Here is an 18265-nt window from a genome sequence, read left to right on the forward strand (position 1 = left end):
AATGTTGATGGTTTCCACTCAGTTAGGGCTATACTGAATTAGGACATCGACTGCGGCACAGGCTAGTAAAATAATGAGCACAACTTACAGCTCCTCTTTGTTAATCAATACTTTAAATAGCGTGTTACTAGAAGTAAAAAAGATTAATGCCGACTTACAGCTAGAAGACTTAGACCAATGGCTCGAACACGAGCTAGAAGGTTATGGCGATTTTGCCCACTTCCCCGACTACCGCATTGTTGAATGTAAGCAGCTAGGAATATTTGAAAAACCAGAGCAAGACTTACAGCATTTCGAACAAATCCATGATGATTGCCTAAACGAGCGCGACCGCTGCCTATTGCGTTACCTTCATATCCAACAACCCTTACTAGAATGTTTGAATACTCAGGATGAAATTCAACGCCCTTGGCCAATGCGCATTTTATCTAGCTACGCCAAAGACATCATTCCCGGCTATAGCTGTGTTCGGGCTTGGCAAAGCTATCACGAGCCCTTAAACGAACGTTTTGTGCATGGTGTATTAGGTCATCTGCTCCATCTGTTGCTAGAAGCACAAAATAGCCAGAGCAAAGCCATCATTCAGAAAATCGACACATTGTGCCAAGCAGAACCGCAACTGCATAAAGTTTGGAGCAAGCTATATTGCGAAGCCGCTTCGGCTGTCTAGCTAGCTGACAAAACTTAGACCGCTAATATATGGCTGCTTAACCACCTGCCTGCTACACTACGCTGACTTTTCTTCCTTTTTCATTGTTTATGCCTAATCAAGCCACTAAACACGGCGTTATATTTGCTCTCGCCGCGTACATTATGTGGGGTTTTGCCCCTATTTATTTTAAGAGCTTAAGTGCCGTACCTGCATACGAAATTTTAGCGCATCGGGTGCTATGGTCCTGCGTTTTTGTTGCGGTAATGCTAGCCGTAGGTAAACAGTGGTCGGCGGTGAGCGCCGTAATCAAGCACCCCAAGCAATTGGCAATATTGGCACTTACCTCGGTACTAATTGGCATTAATTGGCTAATTTTTATTTGGGCAGTGAACAACGATCGTATGCTCGATGCCAGTTTAGGCTATTACATCAATCCACTATTTAACGTGATACTGGGCATGCTGTTCTTGGGCGAACGTTTTCGTCGTGCTCAATGGCTTGCCATTGGGTTAGCTTTGATTGGTGTATTAATTCAAGTAATTAGCTATGGCTCCCTACCTTGGATTGCAATCAGCCTAGCGGTAAGTTTTGGTTTATACGGCTTGTTACGCAAAAAAGTTAACTTGGGCGCTTTACCGGGGTTGTTTGTAGAAACACTATGGCTATTACCATTGGCCGCTGCGTATTTGTGGATATTTGCCGATTCTTCTACCAGTCACTTAGTTAACAACAGTTTAGGTTTAAATACGCTACTGCTTAGCGCAGGCATTGTCACTACTCTGCCGTTGTTATGTTTTGCAGCCGCAGCCACCCGTTTACGCTTATCAACCATTGGCTTTTTTCAATACATTGGCCCATCACTGATGTTTATGCTGGCCACCAGCGTTTATGGTGAACCGCTTGAGCCGATGAAACTACTCACCTTTGCCTTTATTTGGTTAGGTTTAGCGGTGTTTACTTGGGATGCTGTTGGTAACAAACGCAAACAAAAAAAGCAGCCGAGTTAGGCTGCTTGGTTCACCATTAATTGTAGGCTTAACTAAATGGCTTCTAGTCTGGCGTAAGCCAATACCAGCCATTTGGCGCCAGCTTCTTCAAACTGCACCTGCACACGACTTTGTTGCCCAGAGCCTTCGTAGTTAAGCACAATACCTGCGCCAAACTTAGGGTGCGATACACGCTGGCCTAAGCTAAAGCCACTATCATCAAAGGCGGCTTGTTGAACTTGTGAAGAAAACCGCCCTTGTTGAACCGGTCGGCTTACCGCTGTATTTAAGCGCACTTCGTCCAAACATTCGCTGGGCAACTCTCTTAAAAAACGCGACGGTGGATGAAATACTTCTTTGCCCCACAAACGGCGACTTTCGGCATGACAGAGGTAAAGCTTTTCCATAGCGCGGGTCATGCCTACATAACACAGGCGGCGCTCTTCTTCTAAGCGACCAGATTCTTCGGCCGACTGCTGGCTTGGGAACATGCCTTCCTCAACGCCCACCAAAAACACCACTGGGAATTCCAAACCTTTAGCACTGTGCAAGGTCATTAGCTGAACCGCTGCTTCGTCGGCTTCTGCTTGATTGTCGCCAGCTTCTAAAGCAGCGTGAGATAAAAAGGCTACCAAAGGAGAAAGATCTTGGTCTTCTTCCATTTGGGTAAACTGCTGAGTAGCGGTAACCAGTTCGTCTAAGTTTTCTACTCGAGCTTGCGCCTTTTCACCTTTCTCGGCTTGATACATTGCCAATAAGCCAGAGCCTTTAATCACGTAATCGGTTTGCTCACCTAAGGCCATTTCTTGAGTTTGTAGTTTTAATTGCCCTAGCAACTCAACAAACTGCTTCACCGCATTGGCTGCTCGGCCAGATAAGGCGTTGTGTTGCAAACAATAGTCTACTGCCTGCCACAAGCTAAGCTGTTGCTCACGCGCAGCTTGGCGCAGCAGCTCGATAGTACGTTGGCCAATGCCACGGGTTGGGGTATTTACCACTCGCTCAAAGGACGCGTCATCGTGGGGGTTACTAATCAACCGCAGGTAGGCGAGCGCATCTTTAATTTCTTGGCGCTCGAAGAAGCGTAAACCGCCATAAATTCGATAGGCCAAACGCTCTTGCATCAAGGCTTCTTCCAATACCCGCGACTGGGCATTATTACGATACAAAATGGCACAATCTGCCAAACTTGCGCCGTGTTGTTCTACTCGCTGTTGAATACGCGCTACCACAAATCGCGCTTCATCAATGTCATTAAAGGCGGTGTAAATCGAGATTAACTCGCCTTCTTTGTCATCGGTCCACAGGCTTTTGCCCATGCGCCCTTGGTTATTTTCGATTAGCTGATTAGAGGCTTTAAGAATATTGGCGCTGCTTCGATAGTTTTGCTCTAGGCGAATGGTATTCACCTTTGGCACATCTAATTCAAAACTTTGAATATTTTCGATTTTTGCACCACGCCAACCATAAATAGACTGGTCATCATCACCCACGATGGTGATGTTATTATGCTCGGTAACCAACATGCGCAACCAGGCATATTGAATGGTGTTGGTATCTTGAAACTCGTCTACCAAGATATGGCGAAAACGCTGTTGGTAGTGCTGCAAAATATGCGGCTGTTTTAACCACAACTCGTGAGCGCGTAGCAATAGTTCGGCAAAGTCCACCAAGCCGGAGCGGTCACAGGCTTGCTGGTAGGCTTTATAAATTTCTAGTTGCTGCCGCTCAATCGGATTATTACTGTAATCTACGTGCTCGGCGCGCTGCCCCTCGTCTTTGCGCGCATTGATATACCATTGCACTTGCTTGGCTGGCCACTGTTTTTCATCCAAATTCATGGCTTTAATTAAACGGCGTAACAGTCGGTATTGATCGTCGGAATCAATAATCTGAAAATCTTCGGGTAAACCGGCATCGCGATAATGCGCACGCAATAAGCGATGTGCCAAAGAGTGGAAGGTGCCCATCCACATACCTTGAAAGCGGCTTCCCACTAACTTCTCTACTCGCGAGCGCATTTCAGCCGCAGCTTTATTGGTAAAGGTTACCGACAAAATCGATAGCGGCGAGACATTCTCGACCTGCATTAACCACGCGATGCGGTGCACCAATACCCGCGTTTTGCCACTACCGGCACCCGCCAGCAGTAACATATTGCTTGGCGCCGCAGCAACGGCTTCACGCTGCTTTTCATTAAGGCCGTCTAACAGCTCGGAAATATCCATGGAATTCTCTTGAGGGGTAAAAACACCTGTATATTATAACAGGTGTTGCAGTTGTGCCAGTTGGCTTATTTCAATATCGGGAAGCGCTTGTAGTTTTCGCGCTTGTTGGCTGTTTTGATTCAACCAAATTGAACGATAGCCTGCTTTGGTAGCACCTGCTACATCGGTAATGCAATGGTCGCCAACGTGAGCGATTTGTTGTGGTGCAAGCTGTAATTGCTGACAAGCATACTGGTACATATCAGCTGCTGGTTTAGCTCTAAATTGGCCGCCAGCTTTAAGTTCTAATTCAAACAAACTGCCTAAGCCAATTTTAGCAATATCAACGTTGCCGTTAGTTATGGCCACCAATCGATAGCGCTGCGCCAAGGCTTGCAACAAAGCAAGACTCTCTGCAGGTACCTCAAAATCACTACGCACCGCTAAAAACTGTTGGAAAATCTTTTGAGCGAGCTGGCTAGCCTCACTGTCTGCCATGCCATGTTCGGTAAAAGCGAGGTGTAACCAAGCAACACGGCAAGCACTTACATCCCCTTTTAAACGCGGATCTCGCTTAATAACTTTTCGCTTGTAAGCTTGCCACTGACTATGCGTAAGATGCGCAGTAGCGTGTACCTGCTCTTTGAGATAGTCAGTCAACCATTGCTCGGCTCGCTTAATGTAAGGCCAGTTGTCATAAAGGGTATCGTCTAAATCAAAAGACAAAGCCTGTACTGGTGACCAACTTCGATAAAAAATCATGCTATCACTCATTTAAGGTTTACGTTTTGCTCTAGGATGGGCGGCGTCGTAACTAGTGGCTAGATGGGTAAAATCAAGATGGGTATACACTTGGGTAGTGGCTAGATTGGCGTGGCCCAATAGCTCTTGAACCACCCGCAAATCTCCACTGCTTTCTAATAAGTGAGTTGCAAAAGAATGACGTAATTTATGTGGATGCAAGGTACTAGATAACTGCATTTGTTGCGCCCAATGCTGCAAACGTTTTTGCACGGTACGATGACTAATACGCTGCTGCCTTACACTCACAAATAGTGCAGGCTCTTCTTCATCCATCACCAATAGTCGGCGTTGTTTAAGCCAGTGTTTAAGGGCCTGCTCCGCTTTGCTGCCAAAAGGCACCCAGCGCTGTTTATTGCCTTTACCCGTAACAATAACCTGCCGCTGCTTAAAATCGATATCCTGTACGTTTAGGCTTACTAACTCGGCTAAACGCATACCGCTGGCATAAAACAATTCCATCATCGCCAAATCTCGGCTAGCGACTAAATCATCTCCCTGCATTGAGAGCAGTTGGTTAAGTGAGTCAACATCAAGGTTCTTGGGTAAGGGTTTGTTTTGTTTAGGAGCGGAAACGCCAGCGACCGGATTAAGGCTCACTTTTTGTTGTTGAAGTAAATAATTAAAGAAACTGCGTAACGCCGACAGTTTATTAGCCATGGAGCGTGCCGACAAACCACTGGTTTTAAGCTTAAGTAATACACTACGCACGTTGGCACTGGTCACCTGAGGCCATGAGCTACAGCCTAGATTTTCTAGCAGCTTACTCTGTTGTAATAAACTTCGTTGGTAGGAACTTATAGTGGCAGGGCTGTAACGACGCTCCACTTCTAAATAGTGAAGGAAGCGTTCTATATCATCCTGCATCATCAGATTTTACTGCTCTGACTGAAGCGGAACTAATCGTAATAACAAACTGCTGATAACCTGGCAAAGCTGAGTAAGCAATAAACTGTCCATGCCTGCTACATAGTGGTCGGCGTCACGGCTGGCTGCCACAAAAAAGCCCAGCTCTGCGTTATTGCCCAAAGGCATTAGCGCTACCGAAGCAATGTCGTCGGTGTTATCAAATAACAACTCCAGCTCACCCTTTGTCATACGGCCAAAGTAATGTGGCTGCTGGCTTAAACGTGTCACCCTTACTCGCTCAATCTGCTCTTTCTCTAAGCCATATTCCGGCGAAAGATCTTCTAAGTTGAACTGGTGGCTTAAGCGCAGTGATACACGTTCCACACCAAGGTCATCCACTAAGGCTCGGCTTAAGCGATGCTGTAACTCAGCAAACGAATCACAAGCCATTAAGTCTGGCAGTAAATCTACATAAACATGGTAAATACGCTCATTGAGGCTGGCCACACTCATTAAATCAGTGATTTCTTGTTCTAAGCTCAGCACCTTGTCACGCAATCGCTGAACTTGCAGCTCAACCAAGGAAACCGCACCCTTTTCTTTATGCGGTAAACGCAGTTGCTTGATAAGGCTTGGATGACGCGCAAAAAAGTCGGGATTGTCGAGCAGAAACTCGACAACCAAACTTTCATCAATCAGCAGAGGCTGAGATAGATCAAACTCACTCATATATGTACCTGGCCATCAAAAACCATTGTTGCTGGTCCGGTCATTTTCACCGGTTTGCCTTCTCCAGCCCATTGAATACGCAAACGCCCACCGGGCAAGTCTACATTTACTGTCTCTGCCAACTTACCTTGTTGGCGCCCCACCACCATGGCGGCACACGCGCCAGTGCCACAGGCGAGGGTTTCACCAACACCACGCTCATAAACGCGCAGCTTAATATTTTTGTCGTCGATAATTTGACTAAAACCGACATTCACCTTTTGTGGAAAACGCTCATGCTTTTCTAAGCGCATTCCCAAGGTTTCTAGTGGCGCTTGGCTGATATCGTCGACTTCCAAGACACAGTGAGGGTTGCCCATTGAAACAGCCCCAGCAAATACTGTTTGTTCTTGGTCACGCAAAATATAGGTTTTCTCGGCTTTTTTAGCCTTAAACGGAATTTTGCTTGGCTCAAATTCTGGCACACCCATATTCACCGTCACCTGGCCGTCGTTCTCAACATGCAAAACGATTTTGCCAGACTTAGTGCTTACGCCAATACTGCGTTTATTGGTTAGCCCTTTATTTACAACAAAACGGGCAAAGCAACGTGCGCCATTGCCACATTGCTCCACTTCACTGCCATCAGCGTTAAAAATACGGTAGTGAAAATCTAATTCTGGATCGTAAGGCGGCTCAACCACCAAAAACTGGTCGAAACCAATACCAAAGTTGCGATCAGCCAAGCGGCTGATCACTTCTTGGTTAAAAAACACGTTTTGAGTGACATTGTCGATAACCACAAAGTCATTTCCCAAACCGTGCATTTTAGTAAAGTTTACTAGCATTGGCTTATCCTTCAGGCAGCAGCGTTTCGCCGGCCCAAAGTGATGCTAAAACTTCACGCTCGCGCACTAGGTGAACTTTGTCGCCATCTACCATTACTTCGGCGGCGCGACAGCGCGAGTTGTAATTAGAGCTCATGGTGAAACCGTAGGCTCCGGCAGAGCGCACTGCAATGTAATCATTAGGTTCGATGGCCAATTCGCGATCTTTACCCAAAAAGTCGCCAGTTTCACACACAGGTCCCACCACATCGTAGCTGGCCATAGCCAGTTCCGGCTTGTTAATAACAGGAACAATTCGCTGCCAAGCGCTGTATAAGGCAGGGCGCAATAAGTCATTCATTGCGGCATCAACAATGGCGAAGTTTTTACTCTCCGACATTTTTAAGAACTCAACTTTAGAGACCAAGATGCCAGCATTGGCCATGATTGCACGGCCAGGCTCAAACAATAGCTTGAGTTTACGATCGCCTAAACGCTCGGCTAAAGCACTGGCGTAATCAGCAGGCTCTGGCGGTACTTCATCATCGTAATTAACGCCTAAGCCGCCACCTACGTCTAGGTGCTCAATCACAATGCCTCGCTCGGCTAACTGGTCGATGAGGGCAAGCAACTTATCAATGGCTTCTACAAAAGGAGAAATCTCGGTGAGCTGAGAGCCAATATGACAATCTACGCCAACTAACTTCAAGCCCGGTAAACTGGCTGCATAAGCGTAGGCTTCAAGAGCGCGCTCGATGGCAATGCCAAATTTGTTTTCTTTAAGGCCGGTAGAAATATAAGGGTGAGTACCCGCGTCGATATCTGGATTAATACGCAAAGAAATTGGCGCTTGTTTGCCAAGGCTTTGGGCCACGCGACTAATACGGTCTAGCTCTGGCTCAGACTCAACGTTGAAACAGTGAATGCCGTTATTAAGTGCATCAGCGATTTCGGCTTCGGTTTTTGCCACACCAGAAAACACAACTTTACTAGGATCGCCACCAGCTTCAATCACTCGGGCTAATTCGCCGCCAGAGACAATATCGAAACCCGAACCCATGCGAGCCATAATGTTCAATACTGCAAGATTAGAGTTGGCTTTTACTGCATAACAGATCAAATGTGGACGTTCGCCCGCCGCTTTATCAAAAGCCTTCCAATGACGCTCAATAGTGGCGCGAGAATATACGTATAGAGGCGTACCATAAGTACTTGCTAAATCAGCTACCGAGCATTGTTCTGCATGTAAGTGCTCGTTTTGATAACTAAAAAAATCCAATGATCTGTCCTTAATTGTGTTGCGTTGCTTACTCGCTTGGCGTTACTTGCTCGGGAGCGCTCTCTGGCTCGGCTGGCGGGTGGACTAAAGGTCCTTTTTGACCACATCCACTTAGGCCGATGCTTAGCAAAATAACGGCAATTGCTTGTTTGTTCATGATTAAGCCATGATTCTTTTTTGAATGCCCTCTATAATCCGCATTCGAAGCAAGAAAAGCAATAGGACAGGATGATTGTGATGAATGATAGCCAATATCACCAGCTAGTAGATGATGCCTTTGAACGTATCGAGCAAACCATGGACAGTGACGACTTCGATATTGAGTGTGACATCAATGGTGGCGTGCTAACACTCGAGTTTGAAAACCGCAGTAAAATGGTGATTAACAAACAAGAGCCTTTGCATCAGCTTTGGTTAGCCACTAAGTTTGGCGGTTACCACTTTGAGTGGCATGAAGCCGAACAGCAATGGATATGTAATAGAAGTGGTAACGAGTTTTGGAGCCTGTTGGTGGAGTCTATCACCAAGCAAAGCGGTGAAGAACTGAGCTTCTAGTAGTAGGCGCTACAGCAATAAAATCAACTTGCCTCTAGCCATAGACGACAGCAAAATTGTTATGTTTAGGGATAGCGGCAAGTTAGTATTAAGCTTGATATAAAAATGAGGAAGTAAAACTTTTAACTGCTGCGGTAAGACTCAACCTGCCACTGACCATCTACAGCAACAATGTCGTAAAACTGCGGCAAATTGAAATTCACAACTTCATGACGGGTACCGTATTGCTCGCGAGAAGAGGTGTAAAAACGGTTAATGCCCTGCACCAACTCTTCTTTACTGCCTTCAAAATCTTGATACATTTCGATGCGATTATGCTCATCTACAATGTAAATATTGAAGCCAGTCGTGAGGTTTTCAAAGAAGTATTGAACCAAACCTTCACTGGCATGCGCTTCTACAACATTAGGCACTTTTTTGGTATTACCAGCGTTTAACTGCAAGGGCAAACGTTGCAATTTGTTGTTTGAAAGCTGGCGGTAAAACTCTACGCCATTTTCCAACTTTTTCACCGATACGCCACGGTCTTCAATAAACAAACCGTATTTTTCGTTACCCAATACAATGGTTTTAACAATCCGTTTATCCAAAGGCTGCAAACGGCTTTTAATGCTCTCGACCAACAGTTGCTTAAAGTTAGCCCCAATTTGCTCAGGCAAGTTTTCGCTGTAACAAAATACATCGATATGCTCGGGGATATTTGCGTCGCGGTGCATCTTGCCCAATATAGTAGTTAGCGCATCTACCACTGCACTATCACCCGAGAAGTGTAGTGTTCTAATTTCGTTCCAAGTATTGCGATAGACCAAATCTACCGACCCCACTAGGCAATCGGAATCTCGGCCAAAACTAAATACATCGGTAGAAATAGCATCAAACTCAATCACCTTACCGCCCCAGTTGGCGGTAGGATCTTTTTCAAGATTGATGAACACCCCAAGATGGCGAATTTCACAAGGCCGAGTTAAGGCTAAGTTACTGGCTGCATCCACGTTTACAGGGAAGGCTCGACGCAAATCTTCGGCAAATTGATTAAGCGTATCTAAATTTAAATCGCCCGGGTGAGTATGCAAGCTCAGCTGAGTTTGGTCAGTTTTAAGCTGATTGAAATAACTCCACGCTAATAACTTAGAAATGTAGGTGGCATGCTCTAACGGAGGCTGGCCGACAATCTCCAAGCCCGTTAACGGCTGCTTATACAAATACCAGCCTTCGGCGCAGCTGCGACCTTTACCGACATGAATAAAGCTAAGGTTCGCTTCCGATAAATCGGGAGAAATTTGCGGATTAATTAGGGTAACTTTGCCCGGCAGGCTTTCAAAGGCAGCGTAAAGCTTACGCGATAAAATGCCGATATCTTCCGGGTTAATTGACTCACTAATGTCGTTACGGCGAGCAAAGCGAATTAGGTTACGGTAGCTAAGCATCAGCGCATCAAGCAATTCGCTGTGGGCTAACCGCACATCTTGCACCTTCCAAGCACGGCGCAAGTTCAAATGCTCAATTTTTTGTTGTGGCCATTCCCACTGTTTAACCAGTTTAGCCATAAAACGCTGTTGCCAAGTTAGCGAACGAACATCTAACAGATCACTAGGCAGCGGGCTACATTCACAGTTTTTTAAGTAGAAACAACGGCGCACTAAATCAAGACGGGCATAATCTTCAATGGACTCAAGGTATTGGGTCACCTTGTTAAGCATTAAATAGTAAGCGTCTTGCTCTAAGCCAAACTCTTTGCCCTGTTGCATCAAACGCTTAGCTTCTACCGCGAGTAGGCTAGGCTTTGGATAGTCGGCGGAATAGGCTTCCATCAACATGGTTTTAAGCACCGCTTTATAAGGCGAATCAATACCCTTATATAGCTGCCACAAACCTGAACCAAAATACTCTTCGGCAGGAATGGTATCTAAGCCGCCTAAGTCGAGCCATTGCTCATGATTAAATACACCTAGCTCAAATTGCTGCTGCACAAAGCTGTCGTAGCTTTGTTCTAAATCACTGGGTACTGCAAACCACACCAGCTGCTTACCCGCTAGTGGTAGAGCGGTGCGATAAAACTCATCAAGTAACAGAAGGTGCTGGGCACTACCACAATTGTCTTTAGACAATTCGCTAATTGAACCGGTTTTAAACTGGTTCTCTTGCACCATAAAGAAGTTAAGCTCTACGCCCTGATGAGCAGCCCAAGAAGAGATTTGCTCACACTTTTCTGCCAGCAGCGCCACACGCTCTGGTGCTAGGTCGGTGTTGTGACATACCCAAATATCTAAATCGCTAGATTCAGTTTGGCCTACTGTGGCGGTGCTGCCCATAGAATACAAACCGAGAATTTCACATTGCTCAGGCTCTTCGGGACTGCATAAAAAGTGCTGCTGCAAATAAATGCCATGGCGAGCACTTGGCGCAAATTGACATACGCCGCTAGGCACGTCGCCTTCAATAAAGCCAGGGATACAAGGGTGCGAGTAATGCAACATCGAAGGCAGCAGTTCAAATACCTGCTGTACAGCGGCTGGCATTGTTTGCAATGCTAGCTGCTTTCGGTGTTGATTAGTTTGGTTAGCCTTCTCTAACAGAGTGGCAATCGTATCTCGCAAGTTTAAGTTACCTAGCTTTATCGCGTTTGTATTTAATGTAATTTAGACATCACTAAAGTGTGATCATCTTAACAGTTAGTATAATAGTGGTAAACAGATACGCACACTTTTAGTGGGTATATTTTAAGCAAGTTACCCTCACAAATACCTAAGCTAAAACAAACTTTTGGCTATTTTTAAGCCAGTAATGCTTACTTGGGCTATAAACTAACTGGTGATACTATCTCCGGATAAATAATAGAGGTAAGTGTTTGTGAATAAAGTCAGAATTGCCACGCGCAAAAGTCCATTAGCCATGTGGCAAGCCTATTTTGTGAAAGCTGAGTTAGAGCGTCACCACCCAAACATTGAAGTAGAACTTCTGCCAATGAGCACCAAAGGCGACAAAATACTCGACACCCCTCTGGCCAAAATTGGTGGTAAGGGACTATTCATTAAAGAGCTTGAAGTAGCAATGTTGGAAGGTTTGGCCGATATTGCAGTGCATTCGATGAAGGATGTGCCAATGGAATTTCCTGAAGGCTTAGGTTTGCACTGCATTTGCCAGCGCGAAGATCCACGTGATGCCTTTGTAAGCAACAATTACCAAAACCTAGCAGACTTACCTGAAGGTGCGGTTGTGGGTACGTCTAGCTTACGCCGTCAATGCCAACTTAAGGCGCAACGTCCAGATATTCAAATCAAGGACTTACGTGGCAATGTTAATACCCGATTAGCCAAACTAGATGCTGGTGAGTATGACGCAATCATCTTAGCCAGCGCAGGTTTGCTGCGCCTAGAGATGCAAGACCGCATTAAAGCCTATATCGAACCTGAGCAAATTTTACCTGCTGGGGGCCAAGGCGCTGTAGGCATAGAGTGTCGTAGCGACGACCAAGCCTTACTTGCATTGCTTGCCCCTTTGAATCACTCAGCAACAGCAGCTCGAGTGACCGCTGAACGGGCGATGAACCGCCGTTTAGAAGGCGGCTGCCAAGTACCTATTGGTTGCTACGCAGAGCTTAAAGATGATCAACTGTTTGTCCGCGGCCTAGTGGGTGCCGTTGACGGCTCGACAGTGATAGAAAAACACATTACTGGCAGCAGCCAGCAAGCGGAACAGCTTGGTTTGCAACTTGCTGAACAGCTGTTAGATGCGGGGGCAGAACCGATCCTTAAGGCGGTTTACCAACAACAATAAGAGGTAGCGGTGCAGGTACTTGTAACGCGGCCCGAGCCGCATAATCAACGGTGCGTAAGCATGTTACACGCCAATGGCTATCAAGCCATTGCTGCGCCTATGGTTAAAATAACCGCCAGTGAGCAAATCGGGGATTTACCAGCATTAGTTAAAACCGTTAACCAGCAACACTTAATCATTGCTGTTAGCCAATATGCCGTTGAAGCTTGCCAAACTTATCTTGCAGAACACGCCCTTAGTTGGCCACAAAACTGCCAATATTTAGCAGTAGGCAAAGCCACTGCCGAGTGTTGGCAGCAATATGGAGTGAAGGCCATGGTCCCTGCGCGCCAAGATAGCGAGGGCATGCTGGAGCTAATCAACAATCAACTGCAAGGTATTAAGCAAGCGCATATTCTGCGTGGCCAACAAGGCCGAGAATGGCTCGCAGAACAGCTCCAAAAACAAGCCATTCAAGTTAACTATCTCACCTGTTATCAACGCCAATTGCTGCACTATTCATCGCAACAACTTGATCAATGGCGGTCACAGATCAACACTATTGTGGCGACAAGTGGTGAAATTTTGAAACACCTTACTACCCTTATGAGTGAACCTAAGCAACTAAGGTGGCTAAAAAATACCAAACTATTGGTACCCAGCCAGCGTTTGCTTGAATACGCAAACAGCTTAGGTTTTATGCATACAGTATTGTGCGACGGCGCATCAGATAAGGCTTGCATCGACGCGTTAGCGCGAATGCAGTCATCTGCAAGGAATGAAAATGACCAAAAATAAACAATCAGATAGTCAAACAAAGGCTACCGACATTAGCGATTCTAGCAGTGCTAAAGAACAACCAACCAGCAGCGCTGTCGCTACGCCTCCCCCTAGCAACACACCATCAGCTCCCGCCAAAGGCGACAAATTAGCAAAAATATTGGCCATTATTGCCATAATTCTCAGCCTATCTATTGCAGTAGGTTTATATTGGCATGGACACCAATTTAGGGAGCACGCAGATACTCAGCTACAACTTTTAAAAACCACCTTGCAAGCTAAAGAGCAAAACCTAATTAGCGCGCAAGCTAGTAGCAATAATCAAATCAGTGAATTATCGCAAAGTGTTGCAGGGCAGAATCAAGCCATGGCGGCTTTGCAAGCTCAGCTAGAACTCACCGAGCAGAACCGCAAAACCATAGAACGCCAACTAGCCCTACTGAATATTAAAGATGCTAACCATTGGCGACTCAACGAAGCCAACTATTTATTGCAACTAGCGGCTTATAAACTGTGGCTAGAGCAAGATCCGGTTACTGCTATTGCCCTACTTACCGAGGCCGACAACAGCATAAACAATGCCGACGACCCACATTTGTTACCACTGCGGCGCGCGATTAATACCGATGTGCAATTGCTAAAAAGCATTCCATTGGTAGATAAAGAAGGCATCGCATTTCGCTTAGAAGGTATATTGCAGCAAGCAGAAAGCCTACAACTGGCGGAAATTGAACTGCCAGAAGCGGTAGCAGCACAAGACAATCAACTAAGTGCTGACAGCGCCGACTGGCAAGACAATCTAGCCAAAAGCTGGCGTAAGTTTAGCGAAAACTTTATTACTGTGCGCCGCCGCGATGGCCAAGTCGAGGCGCTTATTGAGCCACAGCACGCGTGGTACTTAAAAGAAAACCTGAAACTTCAATTACAACAAGCCGAGCAGGCATTGTTCCGCTCGCAAGGCGAACTATTTAAAGCCAAATTGCAGCGCGCCGAACAATGGGTGAGTGAATTTTTCATTCAAAACTCCCAAGCCCAAGCGATGATTGAAGACTTAAAGCAACTACAACAACTAGAAATTGTCGATAAACTGCCAGAACAATTAAGCAGCCTAGGCGCCGCCGAACAAGCAATTAAAGAGCGCCAACAACGCTTATTGCCTTCCTTAGAAGGAGCTGAGTAATGGTTAAAATCATTGTTCTTTTAGTCTGTCTCGCGCTGGGTTTAGCGCTAGGCCCGCAACTAGCGGGCAATAAGGGCTACGTACTGATTGCCTTCGATAATTACACCATTGAAATGTCGGTCACCAGTGCATTATTCCTTAGCTTTATTTGCTTTTGTGTATTGTTACTCAGCCTATGGCTAGCTCGTTGGCTGTGGTTAAGTTTCTCCCGCAGCGGCGCTTGGTGGGGTCACCGTCGTAAGCAAAAAGCTAACAGCCATACCCAGCAAGGTATGCTGGCCATGATGCGCGGCGACTATCAAAGTGCCGAAAAACTGGTGAGTAAAGCAGCCAACTTAAGCGACGCACCTGCACTAAACTATTTAACCGCAGCTGAAGCGGCGCAAGAGCAAGGCCAAGATAAAAAACGAGATAAGTACCTAGAGCAAGCAACCCGCATCACCAATAACGATGCCGCAGTATTAATCACTCAAGCTCGCCTGCAACTTAAGCAACAAAACTACAGCGCAGCATTAAGCAGCATTGAGCAACTGCCTCATGAGAACCTCAAGCAAGATGCTGTAAAACGCATGTTACTTACTATTCTTCCTGAGCTTAGCCTTTGGCAGCGCTATATCGACTTACTGCCGCTGGCCCTTAAAGCAGGCCTAATTGACAACGACCATTATCAAACACAGTTGTCTAGTGCCTACAAAAGCTTGTTTTTGGAACTAGCCAATAGCCAAGGCTCTGATGCCGTAGCCCAACACTGGAATGGCATGCCCCGTAAACAAAAGAAACAGATGGCCATTGCTGCGGCCGCTTGCCGGGCTCTAATTAGCGCTGGCGACAATGCAGCTGCTTATCAATTGCTTGGCGATCTCATCAACCGAAATCTTGATAGTGAGTTATTAGAGGTTGCAGCAGAATTACACCTGAACGACGTACACCCCTTACTTCAGCAGCTGTCTAGCTTACGCCGTAAGCACCCAGAAAATGCTGCTTTACTGCGTTTGATTGCTCAATTACACCTGCAACAACAACAGTGGGAAGAAGCAAAAGCGCTGTTTGAAGAAAGCATGAAGCTAGCGCCAAGTGCAGAGTGTTATCAAGGTTTAGCCGAGGTACACCGCCAACTAGATGAACCCGAACAGGCAATTCATTACTACCGTCAGGCACTGGCTATTTAAAAGACTAAAACTGAAAACAAAAAAGGCGAGCTTAGCTCGCCTTTTTTGTTCAAATAAAACGCTTAAATAAATTCGTAAGCATCGCCATGTAATTGTTCAATCGGCAAGCCCTGCTTAGTAAACGCAGTTCTGGCTACATCAGCCATTTCAAACCGTCCAGCAATGTATACTTCTAATCCGCTCATATCGGGGAAATCTTCTAGTACGGCTTCATGCACTAAGCCCTTTTTACCGGTCCACTGCGGCATTGCTTGCTCAAGCACCGGCACAAACTTAACCTGATCTAACTCTTCCCATTGGTAGGCCAACTCATGTAAATACAAGCCCCCTAAGTTACGCCCGCCCCAATACAAATAGATTTCGCGGTCTTGCTCGGTATCTACAAGGTGTTCGATAATGGATTTAGCATAAGAGAAACCGGTACCGCCCACCATAATCAGAATTGGCCGCTGGCTGGCCTCATCAAAGCCGGCATTACCAAATGGCATTTCAACTTCGATTTCACCACTTTTCTTTAGTTTGTCAATTACCTGCCTAGCATAGGGATTACCTTCTGGGGCACCAATATGCAACTCTAGTACATCGCTTTGCTCGGGTGAACTGGCTAGTGAAAATGGTCGTTTATCATCTTCTGCCATAACAATTTGCAGGTACTGGCCAGCTACAAAGCTCTGGCTCTCTTGTGGCTGTAATTCTACATTAAAAATATCATCTAAAATCGGCGAGACCGATGCAACCTTACAACTAATGCGCTTCATACTTTCACCCTTCTAAACTTATATTCAAATCTGATTTTGCACTGGCTAAGCAAGCTAAAAACCAACCTTTGGCTTGTTCGGCTTCACTTAGCATTGGCGCCATTCCATGGTAAATAATCTCGCCGGATTTACACCGGGCTAAGCAACTGCAGCAACCACCTTGACGGCATCGATGTGGCCAATCAATGCCCTGCGCCAAAGCGGCTTCAAGAATACTTTGCTGAGGCCCAACACTAAATTCTTGCTGCGCTAGTGTTACTCGATAATTGTTGGCCATTAGTCTATGCCTAATTGATTCCAAATACTATCTACACGCTGTTTCACTTCTGGAGCCATTTCAATTACTTCGCCCCACTCCCGATTAGTTTCACCGGGCCATTTATTGGTTGCATCCATACCCATTTTTGAGCCTAAACCGGAGACGGGTGATGCAAAATCTAAGTAATCGATGGGTGTATGATCGATTAACGTAGTATCGCGTGTTGGATCCATTCGGGTAGTAATAGCCCATATTACATCCTGCCAAGAACGGGCGTTGATATCATCATCACAAACAATGACAAACTTGGTGTACATAAACTGCCGTAAGAAAGACCACACCCCTAACATCACCCGCTTAGCATGCCCCGGGTATTGCTTTTTAATAGTGACCACCGCCATACGGTAAGAACAGCCTTCTGGTGGCAAGTAAAAATCTACAATCTCTGGGAACTGCTTTTGCAAAATAGGCACAAAAACTTCGTTCAAGGCAACGCCCAACACAGCCGGTTCATCAGGCGGACGGCCGGTATAAGTGCTGTGGTAAATAGGATCTTTACGCATTGTAATATGAGTAATAGTGAATACCGGAAACTCATCAACTTCATTGTAGTAGCCAGTATGGTCACCATAAGGACCTTCTGGAGCCGTTTCATTGGGCTCTAAATAACCTTCTAAAACTATTTCAGCACTGGCAGGCACTTCTAAGTCATTACTTATACATTGAACAGTTTCGGTTCTACCACCACGCAGTAAACCGGCAAAGGCATATTCCGATAGGGTATCTGGAACAGGTGTCACGGCGCCAAGAATGGTGGCGGGATCAGCGCCCAGCGCCACCGACACCGGATAAGGTTTACCTGGATTGAGTTCTTGGAACTCGCGAAAATCAATAGCACCGCCACGGTGCGATAACCAACGCATAATAAGCTTATTTTTGGCTAGCTTTTGCTGGCGATAAATACCTAAATTCTGGCGCTTTTTATAAGGACCCCGGGTAATAGTTAACCCCCAGGTAACCAATGGCGCAACATCCCCCGGCCAGCAGTGCTGAATCGGCAACTTGTCTAAGTCCACCTCATCACCACTCCATACAATTTCTTGGCAGGGCGCAGAACGCAGCTTTTTAGTTGGCATATTAAGCACTTGCTTAAATATGGGCAGCTTTTCCCATAACTCTTTTAGGCCTTTAGGCGGCTCAGGCTCTTTTAGATAAGATAACCAAGTGCCTACTTCACGCAAGGCAGACACTGACTCTTGTCCCATGCCTAAAGCAACACGCTCGGGGGTACCAAACAAGTTACCTAATACTGGCATTGAGTGGCCTTTAACATTCTCAAACAATAAGGCTGGACCGCCGGCTTTTAAAGTTCGGTCACAAATCTCGGTCATTTCCAGTTCGGTAGACACTTCTAAGCTGATTCGTTTGAGCTCTCCACGTTGCTCTAACAAATCAATGAAATCTCTCAAGTCTTTATATTTCATTGTAATAACCTGGTT

18 protein-coding genes are annotated in these 18265 nt (G+C 46.0%); 7 read left to right on the forward strand and 11 right to left on the reverse strand.

All coding sequences use genetic code 11. The annotated features are described in order from the left end of the window. Positions 1-73 precede the first annotated feature (73 nt). Together OAG1_RS20545 and rarD are read left to right on the forward strand one after the other, a co-directional pair. Positions 74-670, forward strand: coding sequence for a hypothetical protein (locus tag OAG1_RS20545; protein ID WP_040306726.1), 597 nt, complete (start codon positions 74-76; stop codon positions 668-670). An 89-nt stretch (positions 671-759) separates the two neighbouring features. Continuing rightward, complete coding sequence (gene rarD / locus OAG1_RS20550; RefSeq protein ID WP_338622549.1) at positions 760-1659, forward strand: EamA family transporter RarD; 900 nt, start codon at positions 760-762, stop codon at positions 1657-1659. Between the two features lie 32 nt (positions 1660-1691). Here rarD and uvrD read toward each other — a convergent pair whose 3' ends face one another. The 7 genes from uvrD to OAG1_RS20585 are packed head-to-tail and all read right to left on the reverse strand — an operon-like array spanning position 1692 to position 8466. After that, positions 1692-3866 (reverse strand): DNA helicase II, encoded by a 2175-nt coding sequence (uvrD, locus tag OAG1_RS20555; RefSeq protein ID WP_016400063.1) that lies wholly within the window; start codon positions 3864-3866, stop codon positions 1692-1694. Positions 3867-3899: 33 nt separating this feature from the next. After that, positions 3900-4607 carry an HAD-IA family hydrolase gene (locus OAG1_RS20560; RefSeq protein ID WP_338622550.1) on the reverse strand — a complete coding sequence of 236 codons (708 nt, stop codon included), beginning with the start codon at positions 4605-4607 and terminating at the stop codon, positions 3900-3902. A 12-nt stretch (positions 4608-4619) separates the two neighbouring features. Then, complete coding sequence (gene xerC / locus OAG1_RS20565; protein WP_016400065.1) at positions 4620-5516, reverse strand: tyrosine recombinase XerC; 897 nt, start codon at positions 5514-5516, stop codon at positions 4620-4622. Positions 5517-5522: 6 nt separating this feature from the next. Continuing rightward, positions 5523-6224, reverse strand: coding sequence for a DUF484 family protein (locus tag OAG1_RS20570; RefSeq protein WP_016400066.1), 702 nt, complete (start codon positions 6222-6224; stop codon positions 5523-5525). Beyond that, positions 6221-7051 (reverse strand): diaminopimelate epimerase, encoded by an 831-nt coding sequence (gene dapF, locus OAG1_RS20575; RefSeq protein WP_338622551.1) that lies wholly within the window; start codon positions 7049-7051, stop codon positions 6221-6223. The genes OAG1_RS20570 and dapF overlap by 4 nt, the downstream gene beginning before the upstream one ends. Before the next feature lie 4 nt (positions 7052-7055). Further along, positions 7056-8309, reverse strand: a complete 1254-nt coding sequence (lysA, locus tag OAG1_RS20580) for a diaminopimelate decarboxylase (protein WP_338622552.1) — start codon at positions 8307-8309, stop codon at positions 7056-7058. A 28-nt stretch (positions 8310-8337) separates the two neighbouring features. Next, a complete protein-coding gene (locus OAG1_RS20585; protein WP_016400069.1) occupies positions 8338-8466 on the reverse strand; it encodes a lipoprotein in 129 nt (42 codons plus the stop codon). 80 nt (positions 8467-8546) lie between these two features. Between OAG1_RS20585 and cyaY the strand changes: the two genes are divergently transcribed. After that, on the forward strand, positions 8547-8864 hold the full coding sequence (cyaY, locus tag OAG1_RS20590; RefSeq protein ID WP_040306775.1) for an iron donor protein CyaY: 318 nt from the start codon (positions 8547-8549) through the stop codon (positions 8862-8864). Positions 8865-8986: 122 nt separating this feature from the next. Here cyaY and OAG1_RS20595 read toward each other — a convergent pair whose 3' ends face one another. Beyond that, the gene (locus OAG1_RS20595) at positions 8987-11461 is read right to left on the reverse strand and encodes a class I adenylate cyclase (RefSeq protein ID WP_338622553.1); all 2475 of its coding nucleotides are present in this window, start codon (positions 11459-11461) and stop codon (positions 8987-8989) included. Between the two features lie 247 nt (positions 11462-11708). Between OAG1_RS20595 and hemC the strand changes: the two genes are divergently transcribed. The 4 genes from hemC to OAG1_RS20615 are packed head-to-tail and all read left to right on the forward strand — an operon-like array spanning position 11709 to position 15749. After that, positions 11709-12641 carry a hydroxymethylbilane synthase gene (gene hemC / locus OAG1_RS20600; protein WP_338622554.1) on the forward strand — a complete coding sequence of 311 codons (933 nt, stop codon included), beginning with the start codon at positions 11709-11711 and terminating at the stop codon, positions 12639-12641. A gap of 60 nt (positions 12642-12701) precedes the next feature. Then, positions 12702-13418 (forward strand): uroporphyrinogen-III synthase, encoded by a 717-nt coding sequence (locus OAG1_RS20605; protein WP_338622556.1) that lies wholly within the window; start codon positions 12702-12704, stop codon positions 13416-13418. Next, positions 13405-14580, forward strand: coding sequence for a uroporphyrinogen-III C-methyltransferase (locus tag OAG1_RS20610; RefSeq protein WP_338622558.1), 1176 nt, complete (start codon positions 13405-13407; stop codon positions 14578-14580). The genes OAG1_RS20605 and OAG1_RS20610 overlap by 14 nt, the downstream gene beginning before the upstream one ends. Continuing rightward, positions 14580-15749, forward strand: a complete 1170-nt coding sequence (locus OAG1_RS20615; protein WP_152785403.1) for a heme biosynthesis HemY N-terminal domain-containing protein — start codon at positions 14580-14582, stop codon at positions 15747-15749. The genes OAG1_RS20610 and OAG1_RS20615 overlap by 1 nt, the downstream gene beginning before the upstream one ends. Positions 15750-15811: 62 nt before the next feature. On the opposite strand, the gene fre is transcribed toward OAG1_RS20615, so the two are convergent. From fre to ubiD, 3 genes are read right to left on the reverse strand one after another with little or no spacing between them, the layout of a single operon-like run. Further along, the gene (fre, locus tag OAG1_RS20620) at positions 15812-16507 is read right to left on the reverse strand and encodes an NAD(P)H-flavin reductase (protein ID WP_016400077.1); all 696 of its coding nucleotides are present in this window, start codon (positions 16505-16507) and stop codon (positions 15812-15814) included. 4 nt (positions 16508-16511) lie between these two features. Beyond that, positions 16512-16784, reverse strand: a complete 273-nt coding sequence (locus OAG1_RS20625; RefSeq protein ID WP_338622562.1) for a 2Fe-2S iron-sulfur cluster-binding protein — start codon at positions 16782-16784, stop codon at positions 16512-16514. Beyond that, positions 16784-18250, reverse strand: a complete 1467-nt coding sequence (gene ubiD, locus OAG1_RS20630; protein ID WP_152785397.1) for a 4-hydroxy-3-polyprenylbenzoate decarboxylase — start codon at positions 18248-18250, stop codon at positions 16784-16786. The genes OAG1_RS20625 and ubiD overlap by 1 nt, the downstream gene beginning before the upstream one ends. Positions 18251-18265 lie beyond the last annotated feature (15 nt).

Source organism: Agarivorans sp. OAG1 (genome assembly GCF_037076485.1).
GTDB classification, from domain to species: domain Bacteria; phylum Pseudomonadota; class Gammaproteobacteria; order Enterobacterales; family Celerinatantimonadaceae; genus Agarivorans; species Agarivorans albus.

Excerpts from the sequence above, each read along its gene's own strand:
- OAG1_RS20545 (WP_040306726.1), top strand. The coding sequence starts at position 74 with ATGAGCACAACTTACAGCTCCTCTTTGTTAATCAATACTTTAAATAGC.
- rarD (WP_338622549.1), top strand. The coding sequence starts at position 760 with ATGCCTAATCAAGCCACTAAACACGGCGTTATATTTGCTCTCGCCGCG.
- uvrD (WP_016400063.1), bottom strand. The coding sequence starts at position 3,866 with ATGGATATTTCCGAGCTGTTAGACGGCCTTAATGAAAAGCAGCGTGAA.
- OAG1_RS20560 (WP_338622550.1), bottom strand. The coding sequence starts at position 4,607 with ATGATTTTTTATCGAAGTTGGTCACCAGTACAGGCTTTGTCTTTTGAT.
- xerC (WP_016400065.1), bottom strand. The coding sequence starts at position 5,516 with ATGATGCAGGATGATATAGAACGCTTCCTTCACTATTTAGAAGTGGAG.
- OAG1_RS20570 (WP_016400066.1), bottom strand. The coding sequence starts at position 6,224 with ATGAGTGAGTTTGATCTATCTCAGCCTCTGCTGATTGATGAAAGTTTG.
- dapF (WP_338622551.1), bottom strand. The coding sequence starts at position 7,051 with ATGCTAGTAAACTTTACTAAAATGCACGGTTTGGGAAATGACTTTGTG.
- OAG1_RS20585 (WP_016400069.1), bottom strand. The coding sequence starts at position 8,466 with ATGAACAAACAAGCAATTGCCGTTATTTTGCTAAGCATCGGCCTAAGT.
- cyaY (WP_040306775.1), top strand. The coding sequence starts at position 8,547 with ATGAATGATAGCCAATATCACCAGCTAGTAGATGATGCCTTTGAACGT.
- OAG1_RS20605 (WP_338622556.1), top strand. The coding sequence starts at position 12,702 with ATGTTACACGCCAATGGCTATCAAGCCATTGCTGCGCCTATGGTTAAA.
- OAG1_RS20610 (WP_338622558.1), top strand. The coding sequence starts at position 13,405 with ATGACCAAAAATAAACAATCAGATAGTCAAACAAAGGCTACCGACATT.
- OAG1_RS20615 (WP_152785403.1), top strand. The coding sequence starts at position 14,580 with ATGGTTAAAATCATTGTTCTTTTAGTCTGTCTCGCGCTGGGTTTAGCG.
- fre (WP_016400077.1), bottom strand. The coding sequence starts at position 16,507 with ATGAAGCGCATTAGTTGTAAGGTTGCATCGGTCTCGCCGATTTTAGAT.
- OAG1_RS20625 (WP_338622562.1), bottom strand. The coding sequence starts at position 16,784 with ATGGCCAACAATTATCGAGTAACACTAGCGCAGCAAGAATTTAGTGTT.
- ubiD (WP_152785397.1), bottom strand. The coding sequence starts at position 18,250 with ATGAAATATAAAGACTTGAGAGATTTCATTGATTTGTTAGAGCAACGT.